The sequence below is a fragment of the Stenotrophomonas sp. YJH_SMC_133 genome, from assembly GCF_059370655.1.
Genome location: NZ_JCAFTW010000012.1, coordinates 1 through 23,487 on the forward strand (window position 1 = coordinate 1; position 23,487 = coordinate 23,487).

The 23,487-nt window shown below is 67.0% G+C and carries 19 protein-coding genes; 8 read left to right on the forward strand and 11 right to left on the reverse strand.

Going from position 1 to position 23,487, the window contains the following annotated elements; translation table 11 throughout:
* Window positions 1-264 precede the first annotated feature (264 nt).
* The 3 genes from AC5P78_RS16835 to AC5P78_RS16845 all read right to left on the reverse strand — a co-directional run bounded on the left by AC5P78_RS16835 (window position 265) and on the right by AC5P78_RS16845 (window position 2,945).
* Window positions 265-1,830, reverse strand: coding sequence for a protein adenylyltransferase SelO (locus AC5P78_RS16835; protein ID WP_495217303.1), 1,566 nt, complete (start codon window positions 1,828-1,830; stop codon window positions 265-267).
* Window positions 1,831-1,862: 32 nt separating this feature from the next.
* Window positions 1,863-2,552: a glutathione S-transferase family protein gene (locus AC5P78_RS16840; RefSeq protein WP_005409266.1), complete on the reverse strand. Its 690-nt coding sequence runs from the start codon at window positions 2,550-2,552 to the stop codon at window positions 1,863-1,865.
* Between the two features lie 183 nt (window positions 2,553-2,735).
* Complete coding sequence (locus tag AC5P78_RS16845) at window positions 2,736-2,945, reverse strand: cold-shock protein (protein ID WP_004153307.1); 210 nt, start codon at window positions 2,943-2,945, stop codon at window positions 2,736-2,738.
* 301 nt (window positions 2,946-3,246) lie between these two features.
* Here AC5P78_RS16845 and AC5P78_RS16850 point away from each other — a divergent pair, with 301 nt between their 5' ends.
* Window positions 3,247-3,735 (forward strand): YaiI/YqxD family protein, encoded by a 489-nt coding sequence (locus AC5P78_RS16850; protein ID WP_414489961.1) that lies wholly within the window; start codon window positions 3,247-3,249, stop codon window positions 3,733-3,735.
* A gap of 6 nt (window positions 3,736-3,741) precedes the next feature.
* Here the strand turns inward: AC5P78_RS16850 and AC5P78_RS16855 are convergent, their stop codons facing one another.
* The gene (locus AC5P78_RS16855; protein ID WP_044569987.1) at window positions 3,742-4,620 is read right to left on the reverse strand and encodes a pseudouridine synthase; all 879 of its coding nucleotides are present in this window, start codon (window positions 4,618-4,620) and stop codon (window positions 3,742-3,744) included.
* A 125-nt stretch (window positions 4,621-4,745) separates the two neighbouring features.
* Here AC5P78_RS16855 and AC5P78_RS16860 point away from each other — a divergent pair, with 125 nt between their 5' ends.
* From AC5P78_RS16860 to AC5P78_RS16870, 3 genes are all read left to right on the forward strand, one after another.
* Window positions 4,746-5,294, forward strand: a complete 549-nt coding sequence (locus AC5P78_RS16860) for a YaeQ family protein (protein ID WP_005409263.1) — start codon at window positions 4,746-4,748, stop codon at window positions 5,292-5,294.
* Window positions 5,291-6,475 (forward strand): BaiN/RdsA family NAD(P)/FAD-dependent oxidoreductase, encoded by a 1,185-nt coding sequence (locus AC5P78_RS16865; protein ID WP_005409262.1) that lies wholly within the window; start codon window positions 5,291-5,293, stop codon window positions 6,473-6,475. The genes AC5P78_RS16860 and AC5P78_RS16865 overlap by 4 nt, the downstream gene beginning before the upstream one ends.
* 91 nt (window positions 6,476-6,566) lie before the next feature.
* Window positions 6,567-8,636, forward strand: a complete 2,070-nt coding sequence (locus AC5P78_RS16870; RefSeq protein ID WP_005413024.1) for an EAL domain-containing response regulator — start codon at window positions 6,567-6,569, stop codon at window positions 8,634-8,636.
* 106 nt (window positions 8,637-8,742) lie between these two features.
* Here the strand turns inward: AC5P78_RS16870 and fabV are convergent, their stop codons facing one another.
* The 6 genes from fabV to queA all read right to left on the reverse strand — a co-directional run bounded on the left by fabV (window position 8,743) and on the right by queA (window position 16,324).
* Window positions 8,743-10,002: an enoyl-ACP reductase FabV gene (fabV, locus tag AC5P78_RS16875; RefSeq protein WP_100443287.1), complete on the reverse strand. Its 1,260-nt coding sequence runs from the start codon at window positions 10,000-10,002 to the stop codon at window positions 8,743-8,745.
* 553 nt (window positions 10,003-10,555) lie between these two features.
* Window positions 10,556-11,536 carry a protein translocase subunit SecF gene (gene secF, locus AC5P78_RS16880; protein ID WP_012479930.1) on the reverse strand — a complete coding sequence of 327 codons (981 nt, stop codon included), beginning with the start codon at window positions 11,534-11,536 and terminating at the stop codon, window positions 10,556-10,558.
* A gap of 16 nt (window positions 11,537-11,552) precedes the next feature.
* Window positions 11,553-13,409 carry a protein translocase subunit SecD gene (secD, locus tag AC5P78_RS16885; protein WP_043035689.1) on the reverse strand — a complete coding sequence of 619 codons (1,857 nt, stop codon included), beginning with the start codon at window positions 13,407-13,409 and terminating at the stop codon, window positions 11,553-11,555.
* Window positions 13,410-13,470: 61 nt separating this feature from the next.
* Window positions 13,471-13,815, reverse strand: a complete 345-nt coding sequence (gene yajC / locus AC5P78_RS16890) for a preprotein translocase subunit YajC (protein WP_005409257.1) — start codon at window positions 13,813-13,815, stop codon at window positions 13,471-13,473.
* Window positions 13,816-13,948: 133 nt separating this feature from the next.
* Window positions 13,949-15,079, reverse strand: coding sequence for a tRNA guanosine(34) transglycosylase Tgt (gene tgt / locus AC5P78_RS16895; protein WP_012479928.1), 1,131 nt, complete (start codon window positions 15,077-15,079; stop codon window positions 13,949-13,951).
* Between the two features lie 177 nt (window positions 15,080-15,256).
* Entirely contained in the window at window positions 15,257-16,324 is a 1,068-nt protein-coding gene (gene queA / locus AC5P78_RS16900) for a tRNA preQ1(34) S-adenosylmethionine ribosyltransferase-isomerase QueA (protein ID WP_012479927.1), read from the reverse strand.
* Between the two features lie 211 nt (window positions 16,325-16,535).
* Between queA and AC5P78_RS16905 the strand changes: the two genes are divergently transcribed.
* A complete protein-coding gene (locus tag AC5P78_RS16905; RefSeq protein WP_012479926.1) occupies window positions 16,536-18,032 on the forward strand; it encodes an aminotransferase class III-fold pyridoxal phosphate-dependent enzyme in 1,497 nt (498 codons plus the stop codon).
* Window positions 18,033-18,215: 183 nt separating this feature from the next.
* On the forward strand, window positions 18,216-18,809 hold the full coding sequence (locus tag AC5P78_RS16910) for an LOG family protein (protein WP_005409253.1): 594 nt from the start codon (window positions 18,216-18,218) through the stop codon (window positions 18,807-18,809).
* A gap of 19 nt (window positions 18,810-18,828) precedes the next feature.
* Here the strand turns inward: AC5P78_RS16910 and AC5P78_RS16915 are convergent, their stop codons facing one another.
* A complete protein-coding gene (locus AC5P78_RS16915) occupies window positions 18,829-21,627 on the reverse strand; it encodes a bifunctional diguanylate cyclase/phosphodiesterase (protein ID WP_223846490.1) in 2,799 nt (932 codons plus the stop codon).
* A 292-nt stretch (window positions 21,628-21,919) separates the two neighbouring features.
* Here AC5P78_RS16915 and AC5P78_RS16920 point away from each other — a divergent pair, with 292 nt between their 5' ends.
* Window positions 21,920-22,438, forward strand: a complete 519-nt coding sequence (locus AC5P78_RS16920) for an RNA polymerase sigma factor (protein WP_229295586.1) — start codon at window positions 21,920-21,922, stop codon at window positions 22,436-22,438.
* On the forward strand, window positions 22,435-23,451 hold the full coding sequence (locus AC5P78_RS16925; protein ID WP_012479923.1) for a hypothetical protein: 1,017 nt from the start codon (window positions 22,435-22,437) through the stop codon (window positions 23,449-23,451). Before AC5P78_RS16920 ends, AC5P78_RS16925 begins: the two co-directional genes overlap by 4 nt.
* The last annotated feature ends 36 nt before the right edge of the window (window positions 23,452-23,487 follow it).

Genomic DNA, 23,487 nt, shown 5'->3' on the forward strand with positions numbered 1-23,487 from the left:
CCGGGTGCGCGACGCTGAAAACGGGCTGGTCCCTGCCTAAGGCCAGCCAGGGCGCAAGACCAAAGGCTGCCGGCCAGCGGCCGGCACTACCGTGCCCGTCTCATGGAGGGGCCAAGTCCCTCCATCAACACAGTTGCTACACGGACGTACTTGCGGCGTCCCCGCACTCCGACACCGCCCCGCCAAACCACGGAATCCAGCTTTTGCTCTGGCTGTTGACCTGGCCTCTGCGGGTGCAGGGCGCAGCCCTGCCGAAACCCACCCTCAGGAACTGCAGGACAACATCGAGCAGCCGGCGCGGTTGTCGGCCCACGCCGGCCGCTTGCCGGCATAGTGCTCCAGGCCGGCGCGCTCGGTATACGGATCGCGCAGCACATCCTGTAACGCATGAACACCGCCGAGGTCGCCCTGTTCGGCGCGATCGATGGCCTCCTGCGCCAGCCAGTTGCGCAGCACGTACAGCGGATTGGCCGCGGCCATCTTCGCCGTGCGCTCGCTGGCCGACAGCGGATCCACGCGCAGCCGCGCCGCGTAATCCTGCAGCCACTGCTGCAACGGTGCCTGCACCGACTGCTGGCGTGCCTCGTCGTAGCACACCGCGTCCAGCACACCCACATCGGGCGACGCTGGATCAACGCGCATCAGCGCGCGCCAGGCCAGGGTCATGTCCATTGCGCCGTCCTGCATCAACTGCTGCCAGCGCAGGTAGAACTGCAGGTCTTCATCATCCGCCGCAGCCAGGCCGAGTTTCGCTGCGGCATCGCGACGGGTGCAGGCGACGAAGGTGGACTGGTACGCGGCCAATCCTGCCTGCAACGGTTCGACATCGGCGAACAACGGTGACAACGCCTGTGCCAATCGGCTCAGGTTCCAGTACGCCACCTGCGGCTGTGTACCGAAGCGGTAGCGACGCCCCTGGGCATCGGTGGTGTTCGGTGTCCAGTCCGGGTCGAAGTCCTCGACCCAGCCATAAGGACCGTAGTCGAGCGTGAGGCCGAGCACGGACAGGTTGTCGGTGTTCATCACGCCATGCACGAAACCGACGCGCATCCAGTGCGCGATCATCTCGGCAGTGCGCACCGCGATCTGCGCGAACCAGTCGCCGTACAGCGCCTCCCCCTGCCCTTCAAGCTCCGGAAAGTCGCGGGCGATGCACGCGTCGACCAGCTGCCGCAACAAGGCAGTTTCGCCGCGTGACGCTGGCAGTTCGAATGAACCAAAGCGCAGGAACGAGGGCGATACCCGGCACACGATGGCGCCGGGCTCGGCACGCGGGTGGCCGTCGTAGAACATGTCGCGTACCACGTCTTCGCCGGTGCCGACCAGCGACAGCGCGCGCGTGGTCGGTACGCTCAGGTGATGCATCGCTTCGCTGCACAGGAATTCACGGATGGATGAGCGCAGCACTGCGCGGCCATCAGCACCCCGCGAATACGGCGTGGGACCGGCACCCTTCAGCTGCAGTTCCCAATGACGGCCATCCGGTGCGACCAGTTCGCCCAGCGAGATCGCGCGGCCGTCGCCGAGCTGGCCCGCCCAGTGGCCGAACTGATGGCCACCGTAATTGGCCGCCCACGGCTGCATGCCGGCGTACAGCGCATTGCCGCCGAACACCCGCGCGAAGCCTTCGCTTTCGACTTCAGCGGTATCGAAGCCGAGCATCGCGGCGACGTCCGGCGCCCAAGCCAGCAGCGTAGGCGCCGTCACTGGAGTCGGCATCACCGGCGACCAGGCCGCGCCCAGCACTTCGCGGCGGCGCGGGCCGGATTCGGGGTCGCCCGGCAGGGTGTGCAGCAGGCGGTTGTCGAAACGGGGGCTGTCGGTATCCATGGTGCTGAAGATGGGGACGACCGCCGCCCGCCTCAATTGCCGCTGAGCGCCTGCAGATGACCGCCGTGGGCCTCGGCACGCTGGTAGGCCGGGCGCTCGCCGATACGCTTGAGGAAGCCACGCAGCGCCGGCTTGTCGTCGAGGCCACCGCCGCGCGCGGCGGCCGCCTGGATCGGGAAGCTCATCTGGATGTCGGCCGCACTGAAGCGTTCGCCGGCGAACCATGGGCTTTCAGACAGGCGGCGCTCCATCCAGTCCAGGTGCAGGCGCCGCTGTGGGCCGATGAAGCCACGCTCGGCCTTGTCGGCGATGCTGCGCGCAATCGGGCGGGCGAAGAACGGCATCGGCGCGTTGCGGATGCGGCCCATCACCAGGGTCAGCAGCAGCGGCGGCATCGCCGAGCCTTCGGCGTAGTGCAGCCAGTAGCGGTAGGCGATGCGCTCGGCGCCATCGGCCGGCATCGGTGACGGCGACAGCTGGCGTTGGGTGTCATAGCGATCCGCGAGGTAGTCGAGGATGGCACCGGACTCGGCCAGTACCAGCTCGCCATCCTGCAGCACCGGCGACTTGCCCAGCGGATGCACGTTACGCAGTTCGGGCGGTGCCAGCAGCGTCTTCGGATCGCGGGGATAACGGCGCAGTTCGTAGTCCAGCCCCAGCTCCTCCAGCATCCACAGCACACGCAGGGAACGGGAGTTTTCCAGGTGGTGGACGATGCGCATGGGGATGATCCTTGGGGAGGCCTGCATCGTACCGCGCCAGCTGCATGCCCTTTGTAGAGTCGAGCGTGCTCGACTGCTTTCCAGAGACAGTCGAGCACGCTCGACTCTACAAAGCAGCAGGCAATAAAAAACGCCGGAAGCTTTCGCTTCCGGCGTTCTGGCTACCAAACGGTAGCAGACGGATTAGACCGCCTGCACCTGGTCAGCCTGCATACCCTTCTGGCCCTGGACGGCGATGAAGGTAACCTTCTGGCCTTCCTGCAGGGTCTTGAAGCCGGTGCCCTGGATGGCACGGAAGTGCACAAACAGGTCCGGGCCGCTTTCCGGGGTGATGAAGCCGAAGCCCTTGGCGTCGTTGAACCACTTGACGGTGCCGGTCTGACGATCAGACATTTGACTAACTCCTGAAACACATGTTGAAAAAATCGCAGCCACCGGGTATCGGGGCCGAGACTGAGTTGCAGGCGTTGGTAAAGCGGATCGATGAGCGGATCGTGAGATCAACTGCACCAGGCCACGATTCACGGTGACCCTAGCAAACACAGTGGGACGAACGATACGCGTGTTTTCTGCAAAAAGCGATAGCCCGGACGTTCATCGGCTGGCCCCGCCCGCTAGACGTGACAAGGGCTGGCAGCCGATCGAGGCTAACCCCGAGTCCCCATTCAGGATTTTCCTACCCTACACTGGGTAAATGACTGAAGCTGAAACCCAAGCTGAACCCGCCCTCCCCCGCATCTGGGTGGACGCGGACGCCTGCCCCACCGTCATTCGCGACATCCTGTTCCGTGCCGCTGAACGCGTTGGCATCGAACTGACTCTGGTCGCCAACCAGTGGATCCGGACCCCGCCCTCACGCTGGCTGCGTTCGATCCAAGTGCCCCAGGGCCTGGACGTGGCCGACAGCGCCATCGTCGAACGGGTCGCTGCCGGAGACCTGGTCGTCACCCAGGACATCCCGTTGGCCGCGCTGGTGCTGGAGAAGAAGGCTGTGGCGCTGAACCCGCGCGGCCAGCTGTACACGCCGAACAACATGGCCGAGCGGCTGTCGATGCGCAATTTCATGGAAGAACTGCGCGGCGCCGGGGTCCAGACCGGCGGCCCGCCGCTGCTGGGCCAGCGCGACCGGCAGCTGTTCGCCGCCGAGCTGGACCGCTGGCTGGCGCGGCGCCCGGTTCGCTGAACGGCCCTACCCGCTCTGGGCGGGCAGGCACAGGCGGCGCTGGCTGCTGAACCGCCGCGGTTCCCCGGTCAGCGGATCATCGAAGGCCAGCCCCTGCGCCAGCAGCTGCAGGGGCGACTCGAACGTGTCATCCCGGCGCGGCCTCAGCTGCGGATACAGGTCATCGCCCTCGATGGGGGCGCCCAACATCGCCATATGCACGCGCAGCTGATGCTTGCGACCGGTTTCCGGCTTCAGCCGGTAGCGCCAGACCGGCCCTTCGGCCTCGATCGGCTCGATCAGGCTGCGCGCATTGGGCTCGCCCGGCACTTCGGCCATGCGGAAGAACGGCTCCCCCGGCACCAGACGACTGTCCCGCAGCAACGGAAACGCCAGCCCGGGCAGCGCCGGTGCCAACGCCTCATAGGTCTTCTCGATGCGCCGCTCGCGGAACAGCCGCTGATAGGCATCGCGCGTGGCTGCCTGGGTCGAGAACAGCACCAGGCCGGCGGTCAGCCGGTCCAGGCGGTGCAACGGCGCCAGTTCGGTGTTGCCGGTGCGTGCGACCAGGCGCGACAGCAGGGTTTCGCGCACATACCCACCGGCCGGCGTTACCGGCAGGAAGTGCGGCTTGTCGGCCACCAGCAGGTGCGCATCCAGATGCAGGATGGTCTCGGCGAAGGGAATCTCCGGCTCGTCGGCAACCTCGCGGAAGTACTGGATTTCCAGCCCCACCTGCCAGGGCATGTCCGGCGCCAGTGCCCTGCCCTGCGCATCCTGCACACGGCCTCGGGCGAAGCGGTCCTGCCATTGCGCGCGACCGATGCGCGGGAAACGCGCGCACAGGCCATCGAGCAGGCTGGGCCAGTGGCCGGGTGGCAGCTGCAGGTGGCTGGGCAGGGTCATGGCGTCCATTCCGGCCACGGGAAAGAGCGCCAAGAGTGCCACCGTTGACACTGCGCAGACAGCCCGGCAACGGACACCCTTGGAGCAAACCTCTATCATTGACGTCTTTAGTCCACGGATCCCCCATGGCTCTTACCGCCACCATCCGCAAGGCCGAACTGCAGATCAGCGACATGGATCGCGGCTACTACGCGACCCACAACCTGACCCTGGCCCAGCACCCGTCCGAGACCGACGAACGATTGATGGTGCGCCTGCTCGCCTTCGCGCTGAACGCCGGCGACCGCCTGGAATTCGGCCGCGGCCTGAGTACCGACGATGAGCCGGACCTGTGGGAACACGACTACACCGGCGACATCCTGCAATGGATCGACCTGGGCCATCCCGACGAATCCCGCATCCGCAAGGCCAGCAACCGCAGCCGGCAGGTGCAGGTGGTGAATTACGGCGGCAACGCCTCGGAGATCTGGTGGGGCAAGCAGGGCAAGGGCCTGGCGCGCTTCGACAACCTGTCGGTGGTTGACCTCGATGGTGCCTTCGTCGAACTGTGGGGCCAGCAGATCCAGCGCGCGATGCGCTGGAGCGTGCTGATCCAGGACGGTGAAGTGCAGCTGCTCAACGATCAGATGCAGCTCGACGTGGTCCCGAACTGGCGCAAGCGCGCCAAGGCATGAGCACGATCCGTTGCGACGTGGTGGTCATCGGCGCCGGCGCGGCCGGGCTGATGACCGCGATCACGGCTGGCCAGCGCGGCCGCCAGGTGCAGGTGATCGACCATGCCAACAAGGTCGGCAAGAAGATCCTGATGTCCGGCGGTGGCCGCTGCAACTTCACCAACACCGGCACCACCCCGGCCAACTTCCTGTCGGCCAACCCGCACTTCTGCAAATCGGCGCTGGCGCGCTACACGCCCTGGCACTTCATCGAGCTGGTCAGCAAGCACGGCATCGCCTATCACGAAAAGGAGCTGGGCCAGCTGTTCTGCGACATCTCGTCCAAGCAGATCGTGAAGATGCTGGTGGACGAATGCCAGGCGGCCGGTGCCCAGATCCGCACCGAATGCAGCGTGCAGCGCATCGAGCACGGCAGCGACGGGTTCCGCGTGCACACCACGCAGGGCCTCTTCCACTGCGCCTCGCTGGTGGTTGCCACCGGCGGCCTGTCGATTCCGAGCATGGGCGCCACCGGCTTTGGCTACGAGATTGCCCGCCAGTTCGGCCATCAGGTGCTGCCGACCCGCGCCGGGCTGGTGCCGCTGACACTCAGCGGCAAGCACCAGGAACGGCTGGCCGACCTGAGTGGTGTCGCCCTGCCGATCGAGGCGCGCTGCAACGGCAAGAGCTTCCAGAACTTCATGCTGCTGACCCATCGCGGCGTGAGCGGCCCGGCGATCCTGCAGATCTCCTCGTTCTGGCAACCCGGCGATGCGCTGGAGCTGGACCTGCTGCCCGGCCAGGATGCCGGCGAGTGGCTGCGCCAGATGAAGCGCGAGCGCCCGGCCGCCGAGCTGCGCACGGTGCTGGCCGAGGTACTGCCGAAGCGGCTGGCGCAGCGCCTGTGCGAGCACTGGCTGCCCGACCGGCCCGTGCGCCAGCTGGACGAGCCGGTGCTGCGCCAGGCCGCGCAGCTGCTGGGCGCGTTCCCGCTGGTGGCCAGCGGCACCGAGGGCTATCGCACCGCCGAAGTCACCCTGGGCGGCGTGGATACAGCTGAGGTGTCGTCCTCGACGATGGAATCCAAGCGCGTACCCGGCCTGCATTTCGTCGGCGAGGTGCTGGATGTGACCGGCTGGCTGGGCGGCTACAACTTCCAGTGGGCTTGGGCCAGCGGCCACGCGGCCGGTGGCGTGGTGTGAACCAGATCGCCGTTCGATGCGTGCAAGGGGCGCGCGCATGGACGGTTCGCCGCGCATCGTGTATCTAGATTCGCAGATTGGGGAGCAGTGCATGCAGAACGCGAACGACATCACCATCCGCCTGCTGATCGTCGATGACAGCGGCGAGAATGCCGAAGCCATTGTCAGCACGCTGCGCAACAGCGGCATCGCGGTGCGCCCTTGGCGTCCACAGGATGCGGCCGAGCTGTCCCAGGTGCTGTCCAGCCAGGCCATCGACCTGGTGCTGGCGTCCCCCTCGCAGGGCATCCCGCTGCCGTTGGTGGCCCAGCACATCGCCGCCAGCGGCAAGGACATTCCGCTGGTGCTGCTGGCCGATCGCATCGACGAGGACGAGCTGGTGCAGGCCAGCAGCCACGGCATCCGTGCCCTCGCCCTGCGCCAGCGCTCCGAGCATCTGTTGGCCGTGGTCCGCGACCAATGGGTGGACCTGCAGGCCCGTCGCGGCCTGCGCCGCATCGAAGCGCAGATGCGCGAGACCGAGCGCCGCTGCGATGCGCTGATCGCCTCTTCGCGCGATCCCATCGCCTACGTGCACGAAGGGATGCACATCCGTGCCAACGATGCCTACCTGGAAATGTTCGGCTACGAGCAGTTCGACGACATCGAAGGCATCTCGCTGCTGGACATGGTCGCCGCGCAGCATGTGGAAGGCTTCAAGCAGCTGCTGAAGGGCCTGAGCCGTGGCGAGGCGCCGCCGCCGCAGTACCAGCTCGATGCCCGCCACGAGGATGGCAGTACGTTCGCGGCAACCATGGAATTCACCGCCGCCACCTACGAAGGCGAATCCTGCCTGCAGGTGGTGCTTCGCCGCCGCATGGAGTTCGATCCGGAGCTGGCCCGCGAGGTCGAGGACCTGCGCCAGCGCGATCAGGTCACGGGCCTGCTCAACCGCCCGACCTTCATGCTGCAGCTGGAAAGCGCAGTGGCACAGGCCGGGCGCAGCGAAGGCCAGTTCGGCCTGCTGCTGATCGAGCCGGACCACTACGCGCGCCTGCTGCCGGACATCGGCCTGGCCTCGGCCGACGCGCTGATCGGCGCCCTTGCCGGCCTGCTGGCCGAGGTCGTTGGCGAGGACGCGCAGCTGGCCCGCTTCGGCGAACACAATTTCGCCGTGCTGCAGGCCGGGCCCTACGCGCAGACCGTGGCACTGGCCGAGCGCATCCGCGAAGCGTATGCAGCGCATGTGTTCAGCATCGGCGCGCGCTCGGCTACGGTGACGGTCAGCATCGGTGGCGTGCAGGTGGGCGAGAAGATCGCCAGCATCGGCCAGGTGCTCGCACGCGCCAGCGAGTGCACGCATGCCGCCGCCGAACTGGGCAATACCTGCCGCATCTTCGACCCGGCTGCGGCCGACCGCGTCGAGGAAGAACGCGTGCTGCGCTGGGTCACCCGTATCCGTGAAGCACTGGCCGGCGACGGCTTCCAGCTGCACTACCAGCCGGTGCTGAACCTGCAGGGCGAGCCGCTGGAGCTGTACGAGGCCTACCTGCGCCTGGAGCACAACGGCGAACTGCTGAGTCCGACCGCGTTCCTGGGCATCGCCGAGGAGTACGGCCTGCTGGCGGAGATCAACCGCTGGGTGGTTTCGCAGGCCATCGCCGTACTGGGTCAGCGCGCACGCCAGGGCCACGCCACCCAGGTACTGGTGAAGGTGACGCCGGAATCGTTCGACGACCCAGAGATGATCGCCACCCTGCGGCGCGAGCTGCAGGCGCAGGGCGTGCCCGGCGAACGGCTGTGGCTGCATGCGCCGGAAGCGAAGGTGTTCACCCACCTGCGCAGTGCGCAGCAGTTCCTTGCCGAAGTGGCGCCACTGGGCTGCCGCATCGGGCTGGAGCAGTTCGGTTCGGGATTGGACTCGTTCCAGCTGCTCGCCCACTTCCAGCCGCAGTTCCTCAAGCTGGACCGCGGTTTCACCAGCGATCTGGCGGCCACCCGCGAGAACATCGACCGCATCAGCCAGATCACCGCACGCGCGCAGGAGGCCGGCATCCGCACCATCGCCGAGTTCGTCAGCGACGCCAATTCGATGACCCTGCTGTTCAGTGCCGGCGTGGATTACGTGCAGGGCGACTTCGTCGGCCCGGCGCTGCCGGAGATGGGGTTCGAGTTCGGGTGACCGCGGTAGTGCCGGCCGCTGGCCGGCGTCCTTGGTCCCCAGGGTTGCCGGCCAGCGGCCGGCCCCACCAAAAGAGAAGGCCGGCTTTCGCCGGCCTTTTCATTGGTCAGGTCATGTCGACCAGATTATCGATCTTCACGTCCGGATTGACGTCGGCCTCGTAGTCGACACCCTCCACGCCAAAACCGAACAGGCGCAGGAAGTCGGCCTTGTAGCCGGCCAGGTCGCTGATCTCGTACAGGTTCTCATTGGTGACCTGCGGCCACAGCGCGACCACCTTGCCCTGCACGTCTGCCGCCATTTCCTTGTAGTCGGCACGCAGGCGGCCTTCCTCGTCGACCAGCGCGACGGTATGGCCATCGCCATCGACCAGATCGTGGCGCAGGCGATCGATCGCCACGCCGTCGGCCTTGCCGCCGTAGAGGATGTCGTACAGCACGTCCAGCTGCTCGATGCAGCCTTCGTGGGTGCCCTTTTCCTTCATCACCTTGAACAGCAGCGACAGGTAGAGCGGCATGGTCGGAATGGCCGAGCTGGCCTGGGTGACCACGGCCTTCAGCACCGACACGCGAGCGTCGCCGCCGATTTTCGCCAGCTTCTCGCGCAGGCCCAGCACCTTGGTGTCCAGGTCCTTCTTGGCGGCGCCGATCGAGCCGTTCCAGTAAATCGCCTGGGTGATCTCTTCGCCCACGTAGGTGAAGGCCGTGGTGGTGCAGCCGTTGGCCAGCACGCCGGCGTCGGCCAGCGCGTCGATCCACATCTGCCAGTCTTCGCCACCCATCACCGCGACGGTGCCAGCGATCTCTTCCGGGGTAGCCGGCTGCAGGGTGGTTTCCGTGATTACTTCCTTGTCGGTATCCAGGCCGCGCAGGGTGATCGGCTCGCCGATCGGCTTCAGCGTAGAGCTGATGACTTCACCGGTCTTGGGGTGCTTGCGACGCGGCGCCGCCAGGCTGTAGACGACCTGGTCGACCTGGCCGAGATCGGCCTTGATCATTTCGATGGTCTTCGCCTTCACTTCATCGGAGAAGGCATCGCCGTTGATGCTCTTGGCGTACAGGCCGGCTTCGTCGGCGTACTTGTGGAACGCAGCCGAGTTGTACCAGCCCGCAGTACCCGGCTTGCTCTCGCTGCCCGGGCGCTCGAAGAAGATGCCCAGGGTCGCGGCGCCGCTGCCGAAGGCAGCGGCGATGCGCGCAGCCAGGCCGTAGCCGGTGGAGGCGCCGATCACCAGCACGCGCTTGGGGCCGTTCTGGATCGGCGGACGCGCGCGGATGTAGTCGATCTGCTGCTTGACCGCGGCCTCGCAGCCGGTCGGGTGGGTGGTGACGCAGATGAAGCCGCGGACGCGCGGTTTGATGACCATGGATACCTCGGGTTGGCAGATGCGGCGCACGGGGCGCTCAGCAGGAATACGGGTGCGCGCCTGCGCGCGCGAACCGCAGGATCGTAGTGCGCGGGGGCCGAATGCACAACCGACGCTGGCGTAGGGTGGGGTTTGTTTTGCAGGGTTGCACCCTGCACCTGCGGTAGTGCCGGCCGCTGGCCGGCAACCTCAACAGCAACGTCAAAAGCTGGGTTCCTGGGGTGGGCGGGGTGGGTGTCGACCTTGGTCGACACGGTTGAATTCATTCGATATCTGACAGATGTGTCGACCAAGGTCGACACCTACCGACAGCCGCAGGAATCTGTCAAAGGTGGGGCGGTGTCGGAGTGCGGGGTGTCAGCCGCATGGATGCGGCTGCCAAGCCTACAGGGACGTACTTGCGGCGCCCCCGCACTCCGACACCGCCCCACCAATCCACGGAATGCCCGCTGTTGCTGTTGCTGTTGCCTCTGCAGGTGCAGGGCTGCAAGCCCTGCCAACAAAAAACCCCGCTTGCGCGGGGTTCTCTGTGCATTGCGTGCAGCGCGAACGCTTACGGGCGACGGGCCAGGGCCTCGACGTCCTTCGCCTTCGGCAGCAGGTCCTGCTTGCTGACGCGCAGGAAACCGATCGTCAGCATCGGCACCGCCACCAGGATCGAGGACAGCACCACGATCACCGCACCGATCATGTGCGTCTCGGCCAGGCCTTCCATCGAGCTGCCGCCGTACATGTACAGGGCCAGCGCCGACAGGAAGAACATGACCGCGGTGATCACCGTACGCGACAGCGTCTGGTTGATCGAACGGTTCAGCACTTCCATCGAGTCCACGCGCAGGCTGCGGAAGTTCTCGCGGACGCGGTCGAAGACCACGATGATGTCGTTGATCGCAAAGCCCATCACCGACAGCAGGCCGGCCAGCACGGTCAGGTCGAACTCACGACCCAGCAGGGACACGTAAGCGACCGTCACGATCAGGTCGAACATCGCCACGATGCTGGCGGTGACCGCGAACTTCCACTCGAAGCGCACTGCGATGTAGATCAGGAAGCCGGCCAGCATGAAGATGGTCGCGTACAGGCCATTCATCGCCAGATCCTTGCCGATCTGCGGGCCTACGAACTCGTTGCGCAGCACGGTGGCCTGGTTGTCGGCAGAAGACAGCGCCTTCACTACTGCGGCAGCAGTGGCCTTGTCCTCGGCGGCGGCGTCACCGGTACCCGGCGCATGCTCACCGTGCGGGGCCAGGCGGATCAGCAGGTCGGTGTTGCCACCGACGCTCTGGACCTGGGCGCCTTCGAAGCCACTCTGCTCGAGCTTGTTGCGGACCTGCTCGACGTCCACCGGCTTGTCGAAGCGGGCTTCGATCAGGGTGCCACCGGTGAAGTCCAGCGCGTAGTTGAACCCCTTGACGCCGATGATGGCAACCGAGGCCAGGAACACGATGACCGTGACGACCATCGCGACATGGCGCCAGCGCATGAAGTCGATCTTGGTGTCGTTCGGGAGGATGTGCAGCGGAAACAGTTTCATTGTGCGTGTCGTCCCGTCAGATGGCCACGTTCTGGAGCTTCTTGCGACGGCCGTAGATCAGCGTCGCCAGCGCACGCGACACGGTGATCGCGGTGAACATGGAGGCGAAAATACCGATGATCATGGTCAGTGCGAAGCCCTTCAGCGGACCGGTACCGAATGCGAACAGCGCCACACCGACGATCAGGCCGGTCAGGTTGGCGTCGAGAATGGTGCCCGAGGCACGCTCGTAACCGGTCACGATCGCGGTCTTGCCCGGCACGCCGGCACGCAGCTCTTCACGGATACGCTCGTTGATCAGCACGTTGGCGTCCACCGACAGGCCCACCGACAACGCCAGGCCGGCGAAGCCCGGCAGGGTCATGGTCGCGCCAAACAGCGACATCACCGCCACCACGATCAGCAGGTTGAACAGCATCGCGATCGAGGTGATCACACCGAACATGCGGTAGTAGACGCTGAAGAACACCAGGGTGAACAGGAACGCGAACACCACTGCGCGCATGCCGTTCTTGACGTTCTCGGCGCCGAGGCTCGGGCCGACCACACGCTCTTCGACGAAGTCCATCGGCGCGGCCAGCGAGCCGGACTTCAGCAGCTTGGCCAGGTCGTCGGCTTCCTTCTTCTGCAGGCCGGTGGTCTGGAAGTTCTTGCCGAACACGCCGTTGATGTTGGCCACCGAGATCACTTCCTCGTTGACCTTGAAGCCACGCACTTCCTGGCCGTCAACCAGGGTCACGGTCGGCACGCGTTCGGTATACACCACCGCCATCGGCTTGTTCACGTTGGCGCTGGTGAAGTCGAACATGCGCTGGCCGCCGACGTTGTTCAGCGTCACGCTGACCGCCGGGGCACCGCTGGTGGAGTCGGTCACCGCCTGCGCGCCGACCATCTGGTCGCCGGTGACGATCACGCGCTTGTTCAGCAGGATCGGACCGCCGCCGTCACGGCGCTGATAGACCTTCGCTTCCGGCGGGATGCGGCCGGAGTCGATGGCGTCCTGGGCATTGCCCTCGACCACCGCGCGGTATTCCAGGGTGGCGGTGGCGCCGATCATGCGCTTGGCTTCGGCAGTGTCCTGCACGCCGGGCAGCTGCACGACCACGCGGTCGGCACCCTGGCGCTGGATGATCGGCTCGGCCACGCCGAGCTGGTTCACGCGGTTGCGCAGGGTGTTGATGTTCTGCTCGATGGCGCCATTGGCGATCTGCGCGATCTCGGTCTCCGGCACGGTCACCGTGATTCGGTTGCCGCTGACGTCGTAGCCGAGCGTCGGCTGCGCCTTCACCAGCGCCGCACGGGCACGCTGTGCGGCGTCATCACCGGCGGACGGGCTCAGGTTGGCCACGATGCTGTTGTCCGCGCGACGCTCCACCGACTGGTACGCGATGCGCGCGTCACGCAGGGTGCTGCGCACGTCTTCGGTGTAGGCGTCCAGGCGCTTGTCGAGGGCGGCCTTCTGGTCGACCTGCAGCACGAAGTGCACACCACCCTGCAGGTCCAGGCCCAGCACCATCGGGCGACCGCCGAGGTTGGCCAGCCAGTCCGGCACGGTCGAGGCCAGGTTCAGGGCCACGGTGTACTTTTCGCCGACGGTGTCGCGCAGGGCGTCGCTGGCAGCGGACTGCGCCTTCAGGTCCGGCAGGCGGACAATCAGGCTTTCCCCTTCCTTCTCGACACCGACGGGGGTGACTCCGGCCGTCTTCAGGTCGGCCAGCACACGGTCGCGCAGCGCATCGTCGATCTGCCCGCCACGGTTGGCGGTGATCTGGAGGGCCGGGTCCTTCTGGTAGATGTTGGGCAGCGCGTACAGCGCGCTGAGCGCCAGTACGATCAGGATGACGACGTACTTCCAGCGTGGAAATTCGAGCATTGCTTGGGTCCCGCGCGGCGCCATCCCCGGCGCCGCGGTTGTGCATCGGAAAGGGAGTGGCTTACTGGGCCGACTTCAGGGTACCGGCCGGCAGCACGTTGCCGACAGCGCCCTTCTGCACGCGGATGCGCACGTTGTCAGCCACTTCAATGGTGATGAAGTTGTCGCCGATGTCGGTGACGATGCCGGCGATGCCGCCGTTGGTCAGCACTTCATCGCCACGCTTGATCTTCTCCAGCATGGCCTTGTGCTCCTTCTGCCGCTTCATCTGCGGGCGGATCATCAGGAAGTACATGATGGCGATCAGGATGACCGGGAACAGCAGCGTGGTCAGGCCCATGCCCTGCGGTTGGCCGCCGGCGGCCTGGGCGTGGGCGGCGGGAATCAGGAAAGCAAGCAGGTTCATCGTTGGTCCTTTGGTTGGGCGGCGCTTCGGCCCTTTCACGGGCACGAGGTGTCGACCGCGGATCTGGGTCAGCCTTGAAGTATGCCACGGCCCCGGGCGTTCGTCCTTGGGCCGTTTGGCAGGGGCGTTCGGGTTACAGGGGCGGGGCCACCGCCCCGCGTGCCGCGTAGAAGGACTCGCGGAAGGCCAGGAAGGTTCCCGCCTCGATGGCCGCGCGGATGTCGGCCATCAGCTTTTCGTAATAGAACAGGTTGTGCAGGGTACCGAGCATCGGCGCCAGCATCTCGTTGCAGCGGTCCAGGTGGCGCAGGTAGGAACGCGTGTAACCGCCGGTGCAGGCCACGCAGCCGCAGCCCGGCTCGATCGGGTCCATGTCCCGCGCGTACTGGGAATTTCGGATGCGAACGGTGCCGAACGAGGTGAAATAGTGGCCGTTGCGGGCGTTACGGGTGGGCATCACGCAGTCGAACATGTCCACGCCACGTGCGACACCCTCGACGAGGTCCTCCGGCCGGCCCACACCCATCAGGTAGCGCGGACGGTCGCTTGGCAGCTCCGGGTCCAGGTGGTCGAGCATGGCGTTGCGCTCGTGCTCCGGCTCGCCCACGGCCAGGCCGCCGACGGCATAGCCGTCAAAGCCGATCGCCTGCAGGGCCTCGGCCGAGCGGCTGCGCAGGTCGGTGTGCACGCCGCCCTGGACGATGCCGAACAGGGCCGCGTCATTGCCCAGCTCGTCATGCGCGTTGCGGCTGCGCTGGGCCCAGCGCAGGCTCAGCTCCATCGACCGGCGCGCCACATCCTCGGTGGCCGGGTACGGGGTGCACTCGTCGAAGATCATCACCACGTCCGAATCGAGCACCTTCTGGATCTTCATGCTCTCTTCCGGGCCCAGGAACACACGGGCGCCGTCGGTGGGCGAGGCAAAGGTCACGCCCTGCTCGGTGATCTTGCGGCGGTGGGCCAGCGAGAACACCTGGAAGCCACCGGAGTCGGTCAGGATCGGGCCGTCCCAGCGGCAGAAGCCGTGCAGGCCGCCGTGGTCGGCGATGATGTCCAAACCCGGGCGCAGGTACAGGTGGAAGGTGTTGCCGAGGATGATCTCGGCGCCCAGCGCGCGCACATCGTCCGGCAGGATGCCCTTGACCGAGCCATAGGTCCCCACCGGCATGAAGGCCGGCGTTTCCACCGTGCCACGCGGGAAGGTCAGGCGGCCACGGCGGGCACGGCCGTCGCGGGTCTGGAGCTGGAACTGCAGTCGGGACATGGAGCGGTCATTCGGGCAAATAGTTGCTCATTGTCTCCCAAAACCGGCTCGACCGCCCATTCAGGCCTGAACGGCACGGCAGTAGAGCCACGCCATGCGTGGCTTTCCTGGTCTCCAGGCACCTGCAAGTGCGCACCAACGGTGCGCACCCACCACAAGCAGGCAGAGGTCAGCGCCCTACCCCGCCTGCGGGAACAGCAGCATCGCGTCGCCGTAGCTGAAGAAGCGGTAGCGCTGCTCGATCGCGTGCCGGTAGGCCTCGAACACGCGCTCCTTGCCGGCGAACGCGGAGATCATCATCAGCAGCGTGCTTTCCGGCAGGTGGAAGTTGGTCACCATCGCGTCGACGCTGCGGATGCGGTAACCCGGGGTGATGAAGATCTGCGTTTCACCGGCAAACGGCAGCAGCTCGCCGTCGCGCATCGCGCTTTCCAGCGCGCGCACCACGGTGGTGCCGACGCCGATCACGCGGCCGCCGGCGGCGCGCGTGCGCCGCACCTGCTGCACCAGCTCGGCACCCACGTTCAGCCACTCGCGGTGCATCACGTGGTCCTTCAGGTCATCGGCACGCACCGGCTGGAAGGTGCCTGCACCCACGTGCAGGGTGACGTGCCCGAACTCCACGCCCTTGTCCTTCAGTGCGGCCAGCAGCGGTTCGTCGAAATGCAGGCCGGCGGTCGGCGCCGCCACCGCCCCCACTTCGCGCGCGAACACAGTCTGATAGCGCTCGCGGTCGTCCACGCCCGGCTCGCGCTGGATGTACGGCGGCAGCGGCAGGCGGCCGGCGTGCAGCAGCCACTGTTCCAGCGATTCCGGCACATGGAACTGCAGTACGTAGAACTCGCCATCGCGGCCCAGCACCTCTGCTTCACCGCCGGCATCCAGCGCGATGCGGCTGCCGGCCTTCGGTGACTTGCTGGCGCCCACCTGGGCACGTGCCTGCTGGCCGCCCAGCAGGCGCTCGATCAGTATCTCCACGCGGCCACCGCTGGCCTTCTGCCCGAACAGGCGCGCCGGGATCACCCGGGTGTCGTTGAACACCAGCAGGTCGCCCGGCTGCAGCAGCGACGGCAGGTCGCGCACCTGCAGGTCGGTGAAGGCATCGGGCGCCGGCGGTACCAGCAGCAGGCGGCTTGCGGAACGTTCGGCCAGCGGGGCCTGCGCGATCAGTTCAGCCGGCAGGTCGTAATGGAAATCGGACTTCTTCAAGGCAGTGGGCGGCAACAGGTCGACAATGGCGCGCATTGTACGTCCAGCGTCTGCGAGCCGGCGTGCTTCGCGGCGAACGTCGCGGAAAATGCTGCTATGCAGCAGGTTTCTGCGGGGTTATCGCGCAAAAAAACAAGTGCTAGCATCGAGCCGGAAGTCCGCTGCACGAGCCTGCCCCCAAGCGCGCGTGATGACGCGCGTTTTGCTTTTGAAGACCCGTGCGACCCATTGTTTCAGGAGATCTGCAATGAGCTTCATCGAACGCCTCGCCCCCCTGCGCAGCCAGCCCGGCACCCGTCTCACCACCGGGCTGGACGATGCCACCCTGACCGCCCTGTCCGCCAACCACCCGCAGCTGATCGCTGCGGTGGACGCCGCTGCCGAGGAGTTCGCGCGCGTGCAGGCCGACCTGGGGCCGCTGCTGGCGCAGGACGAACAGGCGCAGATCGACGCGATGCAGGACGGTTTCGTCAATTTCTACGCCGATGACGCGGTGACCCCGTACGTGGCACTGGCTGCGCGCGGCCCATGGGTGGTCACCCTGAAGGGCGCCGTGCTGTACGACGCCGGCGGCTACGGCATGCTCGGCTTCGGGCACGCCCCTGACGCCGTGTTGGAGGCGATGGCCCGCCCGCAGGTGATGGCCAACATCATGACCCCCAGCCTGTCGCAGCAGCGTTTCATCACCGCCCTGCGCGCCGAGATCGGCCACCGCCGTGGCGGCTGCCCGTTCGCCCGTTTCATGTGCCTGAATTCCGGTTCCGAAGCGGTTGGCCTGGCCGCGCGCATCGCCGACGTCAACGCCAAGCTGCAGACCGACCCGGGTGCGCGCCACGCTGGCGCTGCGATCAAGCGCGTGGTGGTCAAGGGCAGCTTCCATGGCCGTACCGATCGCCCTGCCCTGTATTCCGATTCCAGCCGCAAGAGCTACATGCAGCACCTGGCCAGCTACCGCGGTGAGGACTCGGTGATCACCGTGGCGCCGTACGACGAAGCCGGCCTGCGCAAGGTGTTCGAGGACGCCGCACGCAACCAGTGGTTCATCGAGGCGGTGTTCCTGGAACCGGTGATGGGCGAAGGCGATCCGGGGCGTTCGGTGCCGCCGTCGTTCTATGCCGTTGCCCGCGAACTGACCCGTGCCCACGGCAGCCTGCTGCTGCTCGACTCGATCCAGGCCGGCCTGCGCGCGCATGGCGTGCTGTCGGTGGTCGATTACCCGGGCTTCGAAGGCCTCGACCCGCCGGACATGGAGACCTATTCCAAGGCCCTCAACGCCGCGCAGTACCCGCTGTCGGTGCTGGCGGTGACCGAGCATGCCGCGCAGCTGTACCGCAAGGGCATCTATGGCAATACCATGACCAGCAACCCGCGTGCGCTGGACGTGGCCTGCGCCACCCTGGCCCAGCTGACCCCGCAGGTGCGCGCCAACATCGCCGAACGCGGTGCCGAGGCCGTGCGCAAGCTGGAACAGCTGAAGAACGAGCTGGGCGGGCTGATCACCAAGGTGCAGGGCACCGGTCTGCTGTTCTCCTGCGAGCTGGCCCCGCAGTTCAAGTGCTACGGTGCCAACTCGACCGAGGAATGGCTGCGCCAGCACGGCATCAACGTGATCCACGGCGGCGAGAACTCGCTGCGCTTCACCCCGCACTTCGGCATGGACAGCGAGGAGCTGGACCTGCTGGTGGGCATGGTCGGCCGCGCCCTGCGTGAAGGCCCGCGCCGCGAGCAGGCCGCTGCCGCGTAAGCCTGCTTGGCGTTTGTAGAGTCGAGCCGTGCTCGACTCGGCCTTTGCCGCGATCTGAACGAAGATCAGCCGAGCATGGCTCGGCTCTACAGAAGGGCTCATAATCCAAGGACACCCCGTCCCCGACCGCCCTGCGGTTGGCGACGGGGCGTTTTCGTTTCCGGCCAAGAGACAGGAAGATCCATGAAATCGATCTGTGTGTACTGTGGTTCCAACGCTGGCAGCAAGCCGGCCTACACCGAACGCGCCATTGCCCTGGGTGACCGCATCGCCCGCGACGGCCTGCGCCTGGTGTATGGCGGCGGCAACGTCGGCCTGATGGGAACCGTGGCCAATGCCGTGCTCGCCGCTGGCGGCGAGGTGACCGGCGTGATCCCGCGCCAGCTGGCCGACTGGGAAGTGGCGCACCGTGGCCTGACCGAACTGGAGATCGTCGGTTCGATGCATGAGCGCAAGTCGCGCATGTTCGATCTTGCCGACGGTTTCGTCGCCCTGCCCGGCGGCTTCGGCACCATGGAAGAGATCTTCGAGATGCTGACCTGGCGCCAGCTGGGCATCGGCAACAAGCCATGCGCATTCCTCGATGTGGACGGCTTCTACGCCCCGCTGATCGGCATGATCGATCGCATGGTGGAAGAACGCTTCCTGCATCCGGACCAGCGCCAGGACCTGTGGTACGGCTCGGACATCGAAGAGATGCTGGAGTGGATGAAGAACTACCAGCCGGCCCAGGCCTCGAAGTGGATCGACGAGAAGCGCCGCGCCGCCCTGCGATGATGCAGCTGCACGCGGTGGCTCAGGCCGCCGCGTGCGCCCACGGCGCGGGCCGCCCCAGCAGGTAGCCCTGGCCGTAGTCGCAGCCCAGTTCACGCAGGGTCTGCCGCTGCGCGTCGGTCTCGATGCCTTCGCCAATGGTCTCAATGCCCAGCGTGCGCGCCAGCGACAGCACGCCTTCCACCAGCGCCCGCGTACTCTGCACTTCCGGACCGTGCAGGCCGGCGATGAAGCTCTGGTCGATCTTCAGCGTGCTGATCGGGAAACGGTGCAGGTAGGACAGCGCGGAGAACCCGGTACCGAAATCGTCCAGCTGCACCTGGATGCCGCGCTCGCGCAGGCCCTGCAGGATACGCAGCGTGTGCGGGCCGTCGTCCAGCAACGCCACCTCGGTGATTTCCAGGCGCAGCCGGCGCGGATCGGCACCACAGCTGTCGAGCAGGCCGAACAGGCGATCACTGAACTCTGCCGAGCGGAAATGCCGGGGCGATACGTTCACCGAGACGTAGCCTTCGCCTCCCCGTGCCAGCCCCGCGATGACCTGCTCGTAGATCAGCCAGTCCACCTGTTCGATCAGGCCGCTCTCTTCACCCAGCTCCAGGAACGCGCCGGGCAGCAGCAGGCCACGGCGCTCATGCTGCCAGCGCAGCAGCGCCTCGTGCCCGACCACTTCGCCGTCGGACAAGCGCACGATCGGCTGGTAGAACGGCACGAAATCGCGGTTGTTGATCGCACGGCGCAGGTCGGCTTCCAGGTCCAGGCTGCGCATGGCTTCTTCGCGCATGTCCTCGTCGAAGATCGCACAGCGGTCATGGCCCTGCGCCTTGGCCCGGTACATGGCCGCATCCGCATCGCGCAGCAGCTCTTCTCCGGTGCGGTAGCGCGGATTCCACAGGGCAATGCCCAGGCTGCCGGACGGAAACAGTTCGCGCCCGGCGATCCACATCGATTCCTGCAACGCCAGCAGCAGCCGCTGGCCGAAATCCAGTGCCTGCGCCAGGCCCTGCGGGCACTGCAGCAGCACAGCGAACTCATCACCGCCAAGCCGGGCCACCACATCTTCGGCACCTGCCATCGACACGATGCGCTTGGCCACTTCCACCAGCATGCGGTCGCCGGCGGCATGGCCGATGCTGTCGTTGACCAGCTTGAAGCGGTCCAGATCGAGGAACAGCACGGCGAACACCGGTCCGCCCTCGCGCTTGGCCAGCGCCAGTGAATCCTGCAGGCGATCCAGCAGGTGCAGGCGGTTGGGCAGGCCTGTCAGCGCATCGTGCATGGCCTGGTGGGTCAGGCGCTGCTCGGCACGCAGGCGCTCACCGATCTGCCCAAGCAGCTTTTCGTTGACCTCGGCCAGTTCGCGGGTGCGTTCCTCAACGCGCTTTTCCAGCTCGGCATGTGCCGAACGCAGCCGCTGCTGGTCGCGCTGGCGCGCAAGCCCGGTTCCGATGTTCTGCGCAACGAAGGTCAGCAGCCGCTGATCGTGCACGCTGAACGTGCTGTTCTCGCTGTAGCTCTGCACCACGATCGCACCCACCACCTCATCGTCGCGCAGCAACGGCACGCCCAGCCAGCAATGCGAGCGCGCGCCGGACTCGCGCACTTCACCACTGGCCAGCAGCGCATCGATCTGCGCGCGTGACGCCAGCAGCGGGCGCCGGTTGCGCACCACGTATTCGGTCAGGCCCCGGCTGAACGGCCGTGGCGCGCGGCTGGCATTGTGCTCGTCCACCGAATACACGAAGTCCAGGCCGTTGCCGGCCGGGTTGACCAGGGCGATGTAGAAATTGCGTGCGTCGAGCAGGCGCCCGACCACCCCATGCACCTGACCATAGAACTGGTCCAGGCTGTCGGCTGACATCGCCATCTCGGCGATGTTGTACAGCGCGGTCTGCAACTGTTCGGCACGGCGACGCTCGGCCACCTCATCCTGCAGGCTGCGGTTGGCGCGCTGCAGTTCCTGGGTGCGCCGCGCCACCTGCTGCTCCAGCCGCACCTGCGCCTGGCGCCGGTCCATCGCGGTCTGTACGTGCTGCGCAACGAAGCCCAGCAATGCGCGCTCGGCCTCGCCATAGCGGGCCGCCTGTTCATAGCTCTGAACCACGATGGCGCCGCAGACGCGGCCGTCGCGCAGCATCGGCACGCCCAGCCAGTCCAGGCTTTCGGGCCCACGCTGCGGGTCGTGCTCCTGTTCCATCACCTGCGCCAGCAGTCTGCGCGAGGGACCACTGAGCGGCTTGCCATGGCGCAACAGCGCCACGGTCAGGCTGCGCGGCATCTCGCTGGCGTCATGGCTCTGCGTGGGATCGGCGACGAAGTCATCGACCTGATCGGCGAAGTACAGGAAGCGTATCTGGTCGCGCACATCGTCGTATTCCACGATGTAGCAGTTCTCGGCATACATCAGCGTGCCCAGCACACCATGCACGTGGCGCAGCATCTCGGGCATTTCCAGGTCGGCACCGGCCAGATCTGCAATCTGGAACAGGGCCTGCTGCAGCCGTTCGGCCTCTTCCAGTGCCTTGATCTGGCCGGCCTGGCGGCCGCGCTGCAGCGCCAGCTCCATCGCCTGCCGGGCCAGCCCCCACCACGCGGGTGAAGGCACCGCGCCCGCAACCGACAGCAGCAGCCGCGCACCGTCATACTCCCAGCCGTGCTGGCCATCGCCGGTGGCGGGCTCCACGGACGCAGCGCTGTCAATCGCAGGCAAGGGCCAGCCCCCTCGGCCACTCCCCAGCTGCGGGTCGTCCCAGCCAACGCGGACCACGGCCGTTTCCGGCAAAAGCGCATGCAACGCGCGCACCAGCGCCGTGCTCAACACGGCCTCGTGTAGTGGCTCTTCCGCCGATTCAGCATGCGTGGACAAATGACAATCTCTTGGCGCCGTCTGTGCGTCGCCTCCCCTGAGCCGCCGAGCATAGCGCGCCACCCGGGGGGCAATGGAAGCCCGTAAACCCCGAATCGTGCGCCCGTACGTTTTTCGTGCTGTCCGTAGCTGCTTCCATGCCATGAACCTCGCCCTGCCCGCCCCTGCCACCGGCTATGCGCCACCGCCTGCAGGCCTTACCCTGTACGCCGTGGAAGCCAGCGCACTGCCAACCGATGAAGCCTTGATGCTGGCCTGGGCCGGTGGCGACCTGCGCGCGTTCGAAAGCCTGTATGGGCGCCACCGCAAGCGCCTGTTCGGCTTCCTGCTGCGGCAACTGCGCGACACCGCGCTGGCCGAGGAGATCTTCCAGGACGTCTGGCAGCGGGTGATCAGCGCCCGTGCCGGGTGGCAACCGGACGCGGCCTTCAGCACCTGGCTGTTCCGCATTGCCCACAACCGCCTGAACGACCATTGGCGCGCCGCCCGCCACCGCCCGGCTGCCCCGGCCGATGCCGATCTGCGCCTGGCCGCGATCGAGGATGGGCAGACCCCGGAAGGCGAGCTTTCCGAATTCGAACAACGTCGCCGCATCCAGCTGGCGATGGAACAACTGCCGCCTGAGCAGCGCGAAGTGCTGCAACTGCGGCTGGATCAGGAACTGAGCCTGGAGGAGATCGGCCAGATCACCGGCGTAGGCCGGGAAACCGTGAAATCGCGGCTGCGCTATGCGATGGACAAGCTGCGTGCGGGATTGAACGCATGAACCGAGACGAACCGCTGACGCCGGAAGAACGCGAGCTGGCCCGGCTGCTCGGCCGTCGCGCCGAGCAGGCTCCGCCCGCCGCACTGGACGCTGCCATCCTGGCCGCAGCCCGCGCTGCCGTGGACGCGCCGGCGGCCGATGCGGTCGCCTCTCCCGAGGCGCCGCGCACGCAGCGCACACGCCCGCGTTGGCCGGCGGTGTTCGGCATCGCCGCCTCGATGGTGTTTGCCATCGGCATCGCCTGGCAGCTGCGTCCGGAACCGCCGCCGGTTCCGGCCGGTGAGGCCGCTGTTGCTGCGGCACCGGCAGCGGCAGAAGACGTTGCGGCTGCCGATCAGGCCGCTGACCGCAGTGCAGCCGACAGCGCTGTGGCGGCCGCCCAACCAAGCGCTGCGCCCGCAGCACCCGAGGCCGCCCCTGTTGCCGCTGCCCCGGCACCGTCCATCGCACGCGCGCCCGAGCCGGCGCCGGCCGAAACCGCTGAAGCGCCGGCCCAGGCTGCACGATCGATGGCTGCGGATGCGGCCGCCGATACCGCCTTTGCGGCCCTCCCGCCGGCGCCGACGGCAGCACCGGCAGCGCCGGCAGCAGCGCCGCCTGCGCCACCGGCACCCGCCGCCTACTCGGCACCTGCACCGGCATTCGCGCCGGCAGCGTCCGGGGCACTGAAAGCACGCACGGCCGCGGCACCTGCACCGGCAGCCAATGCCGCCGAGGTCGAGCGGGCGGAGGCGCTGGATCGGGTGGAGATCACCTCGATGAAGCGTGAGGCTCCCAGCCGTTCGGCTCCGGGCATCATGCGCCGCGGCAGCGATGCGGGCCTGAGCGCGGATACCGTGCAGGCCGAGGTGGACGCCGACGCGCGCCTGCCACGCCGGCAGTGGCTGCAGAAAATCCGCGAGCGCCGTGACCAGGACCAGCGCGACCTCGCCCGCGCCAGCCTGGAGCGCTACATCCAGCAGTATCCGGAAGCGCGCCTGCCGCGCGACCTGCGCCCGCTGCTGGACGACTGAAACGGGCGGGGGTACCCGGCAACACCGTAGAATGGC

Coding starts and splice junctions, on each gene's coding strand:
- AC5P78_RS16835 (WP_495217303.1), bottom strand. CDS start 1,830: ATGGATACCGACAGCCCCCGTTTCGACAACCGCCTGCTGCACACCCTG.
- AC5P78_RS16840 (WP_005409266.1), bottom strand. CDS start 2,552: ATGCGCATCGTCCACCACCTGGAAAACTCCCGTTCCCTGCGTGTGCTG.
- AC5P78_RS16845 (WP_004153307.1), bottom strand. CDS start 2,945: ATGTCTGATCGTCAGACCGGCACCGTCAAGTGGTTCAACGACGCCAAG.
- AC5P78_RS16850 (WP_414489961.1), top strand. CDS start 3,247: ATGACTGAAGCTGAAACCCAAGCTGAACCCGCCCTCCCCCGCATCTGG.
- AC5P78_RS16855 (WP_044569987.1), bottom strand. CDS start 4,620: ATGACCCTGCCCAGCCACCTGCAGCTGCCACCCGGCCACTGGCCCAGC.
- AC5P78_RS16860 (WP_005409263.1), top strand. CDS start 4,746: ATGGCTCTTACCGCCACCATCCGCAAGGCCGAACTGCAGATCAGCGAC.
- AC5P78_RS16865 (WP_005409262.1), top strand. CDS start 5,291: ATGAGCACGATCCGTTGCGACGTGGTGGTCATCGGCGCCGGCGCGGCC.
- AC5P78_RS16870 (WP_005413024.1), top strand. CDS start 6,567: ATGCAGAACGCGAACGACATCACCATCCGCCTGCTGATCGTCGATGAC.
- fabV (WP_100443287.1), bottom strand. CDS start 10,002: ATGGTCATCAAACCGCGCGTCCGCGGCTTCATCTGCGTCACCACCCAC.
- secF (WP_012479930.1), bottom strand. CDS start 11,536: ATGAAACTGTTTCCGCTGCACATCCTCCCGAACGACACCAAGATCGAC.
- secD (WP_043035689.1), bottom strand. CDS start 13,409: ATGCTCGAATTTCCACGCTGGAAGTACGTCGTCATCCTGATCGTACTG.
- yajC (WP_005409257.1), bottom strand. CDS start 13,815: ATGAACCTGCTTGCTTTCCTGATTCCCGCCGCCCACGCCCAGGCCGCC.
- tgt (WP_012479928.1), bottom strand. CDS start 15,079: ATGTCCCGACTGCAGTTCCAGCTCCAGACCCGCGACGGCCGTGCCCGC.
- queA (WP_012479927.1), bottom strand. CDS start 16,324: ATGCGCGCCATTGTCGACCTGTTGCCGCCCACTGCCTTGAAGAAGTCC.
- AC5P78_RS16905 (WP_012479926.1), top strand. CDS start 16,536: ATGAGCTTCATCGAACGCCTCGCCCCCCTGCGCAGCCAGCCCGGCACC.
- AC5P78_RS16910 (WP_005409253.1), top strand. CDS start 18,216: ATGAAATCGATCTGTGTGTACTGTGGTTCCAACGCTGGCAGCAAGCCG.
- AC5P78_RS16920 (WP_229295586.1), top strand. CDS start 21,920: ATGCTGGCCTGGGCCGGTGGCGACCTGCGCGCGTTCGAAAGCCTGTAT.
- AC5P78_RS16925 (WP_012479923.1), top strand. CDS start 22,435: ATGAACCGAGACGAACCGCTGACGCCGGAAGAACGCGAGCTGGCCCGG.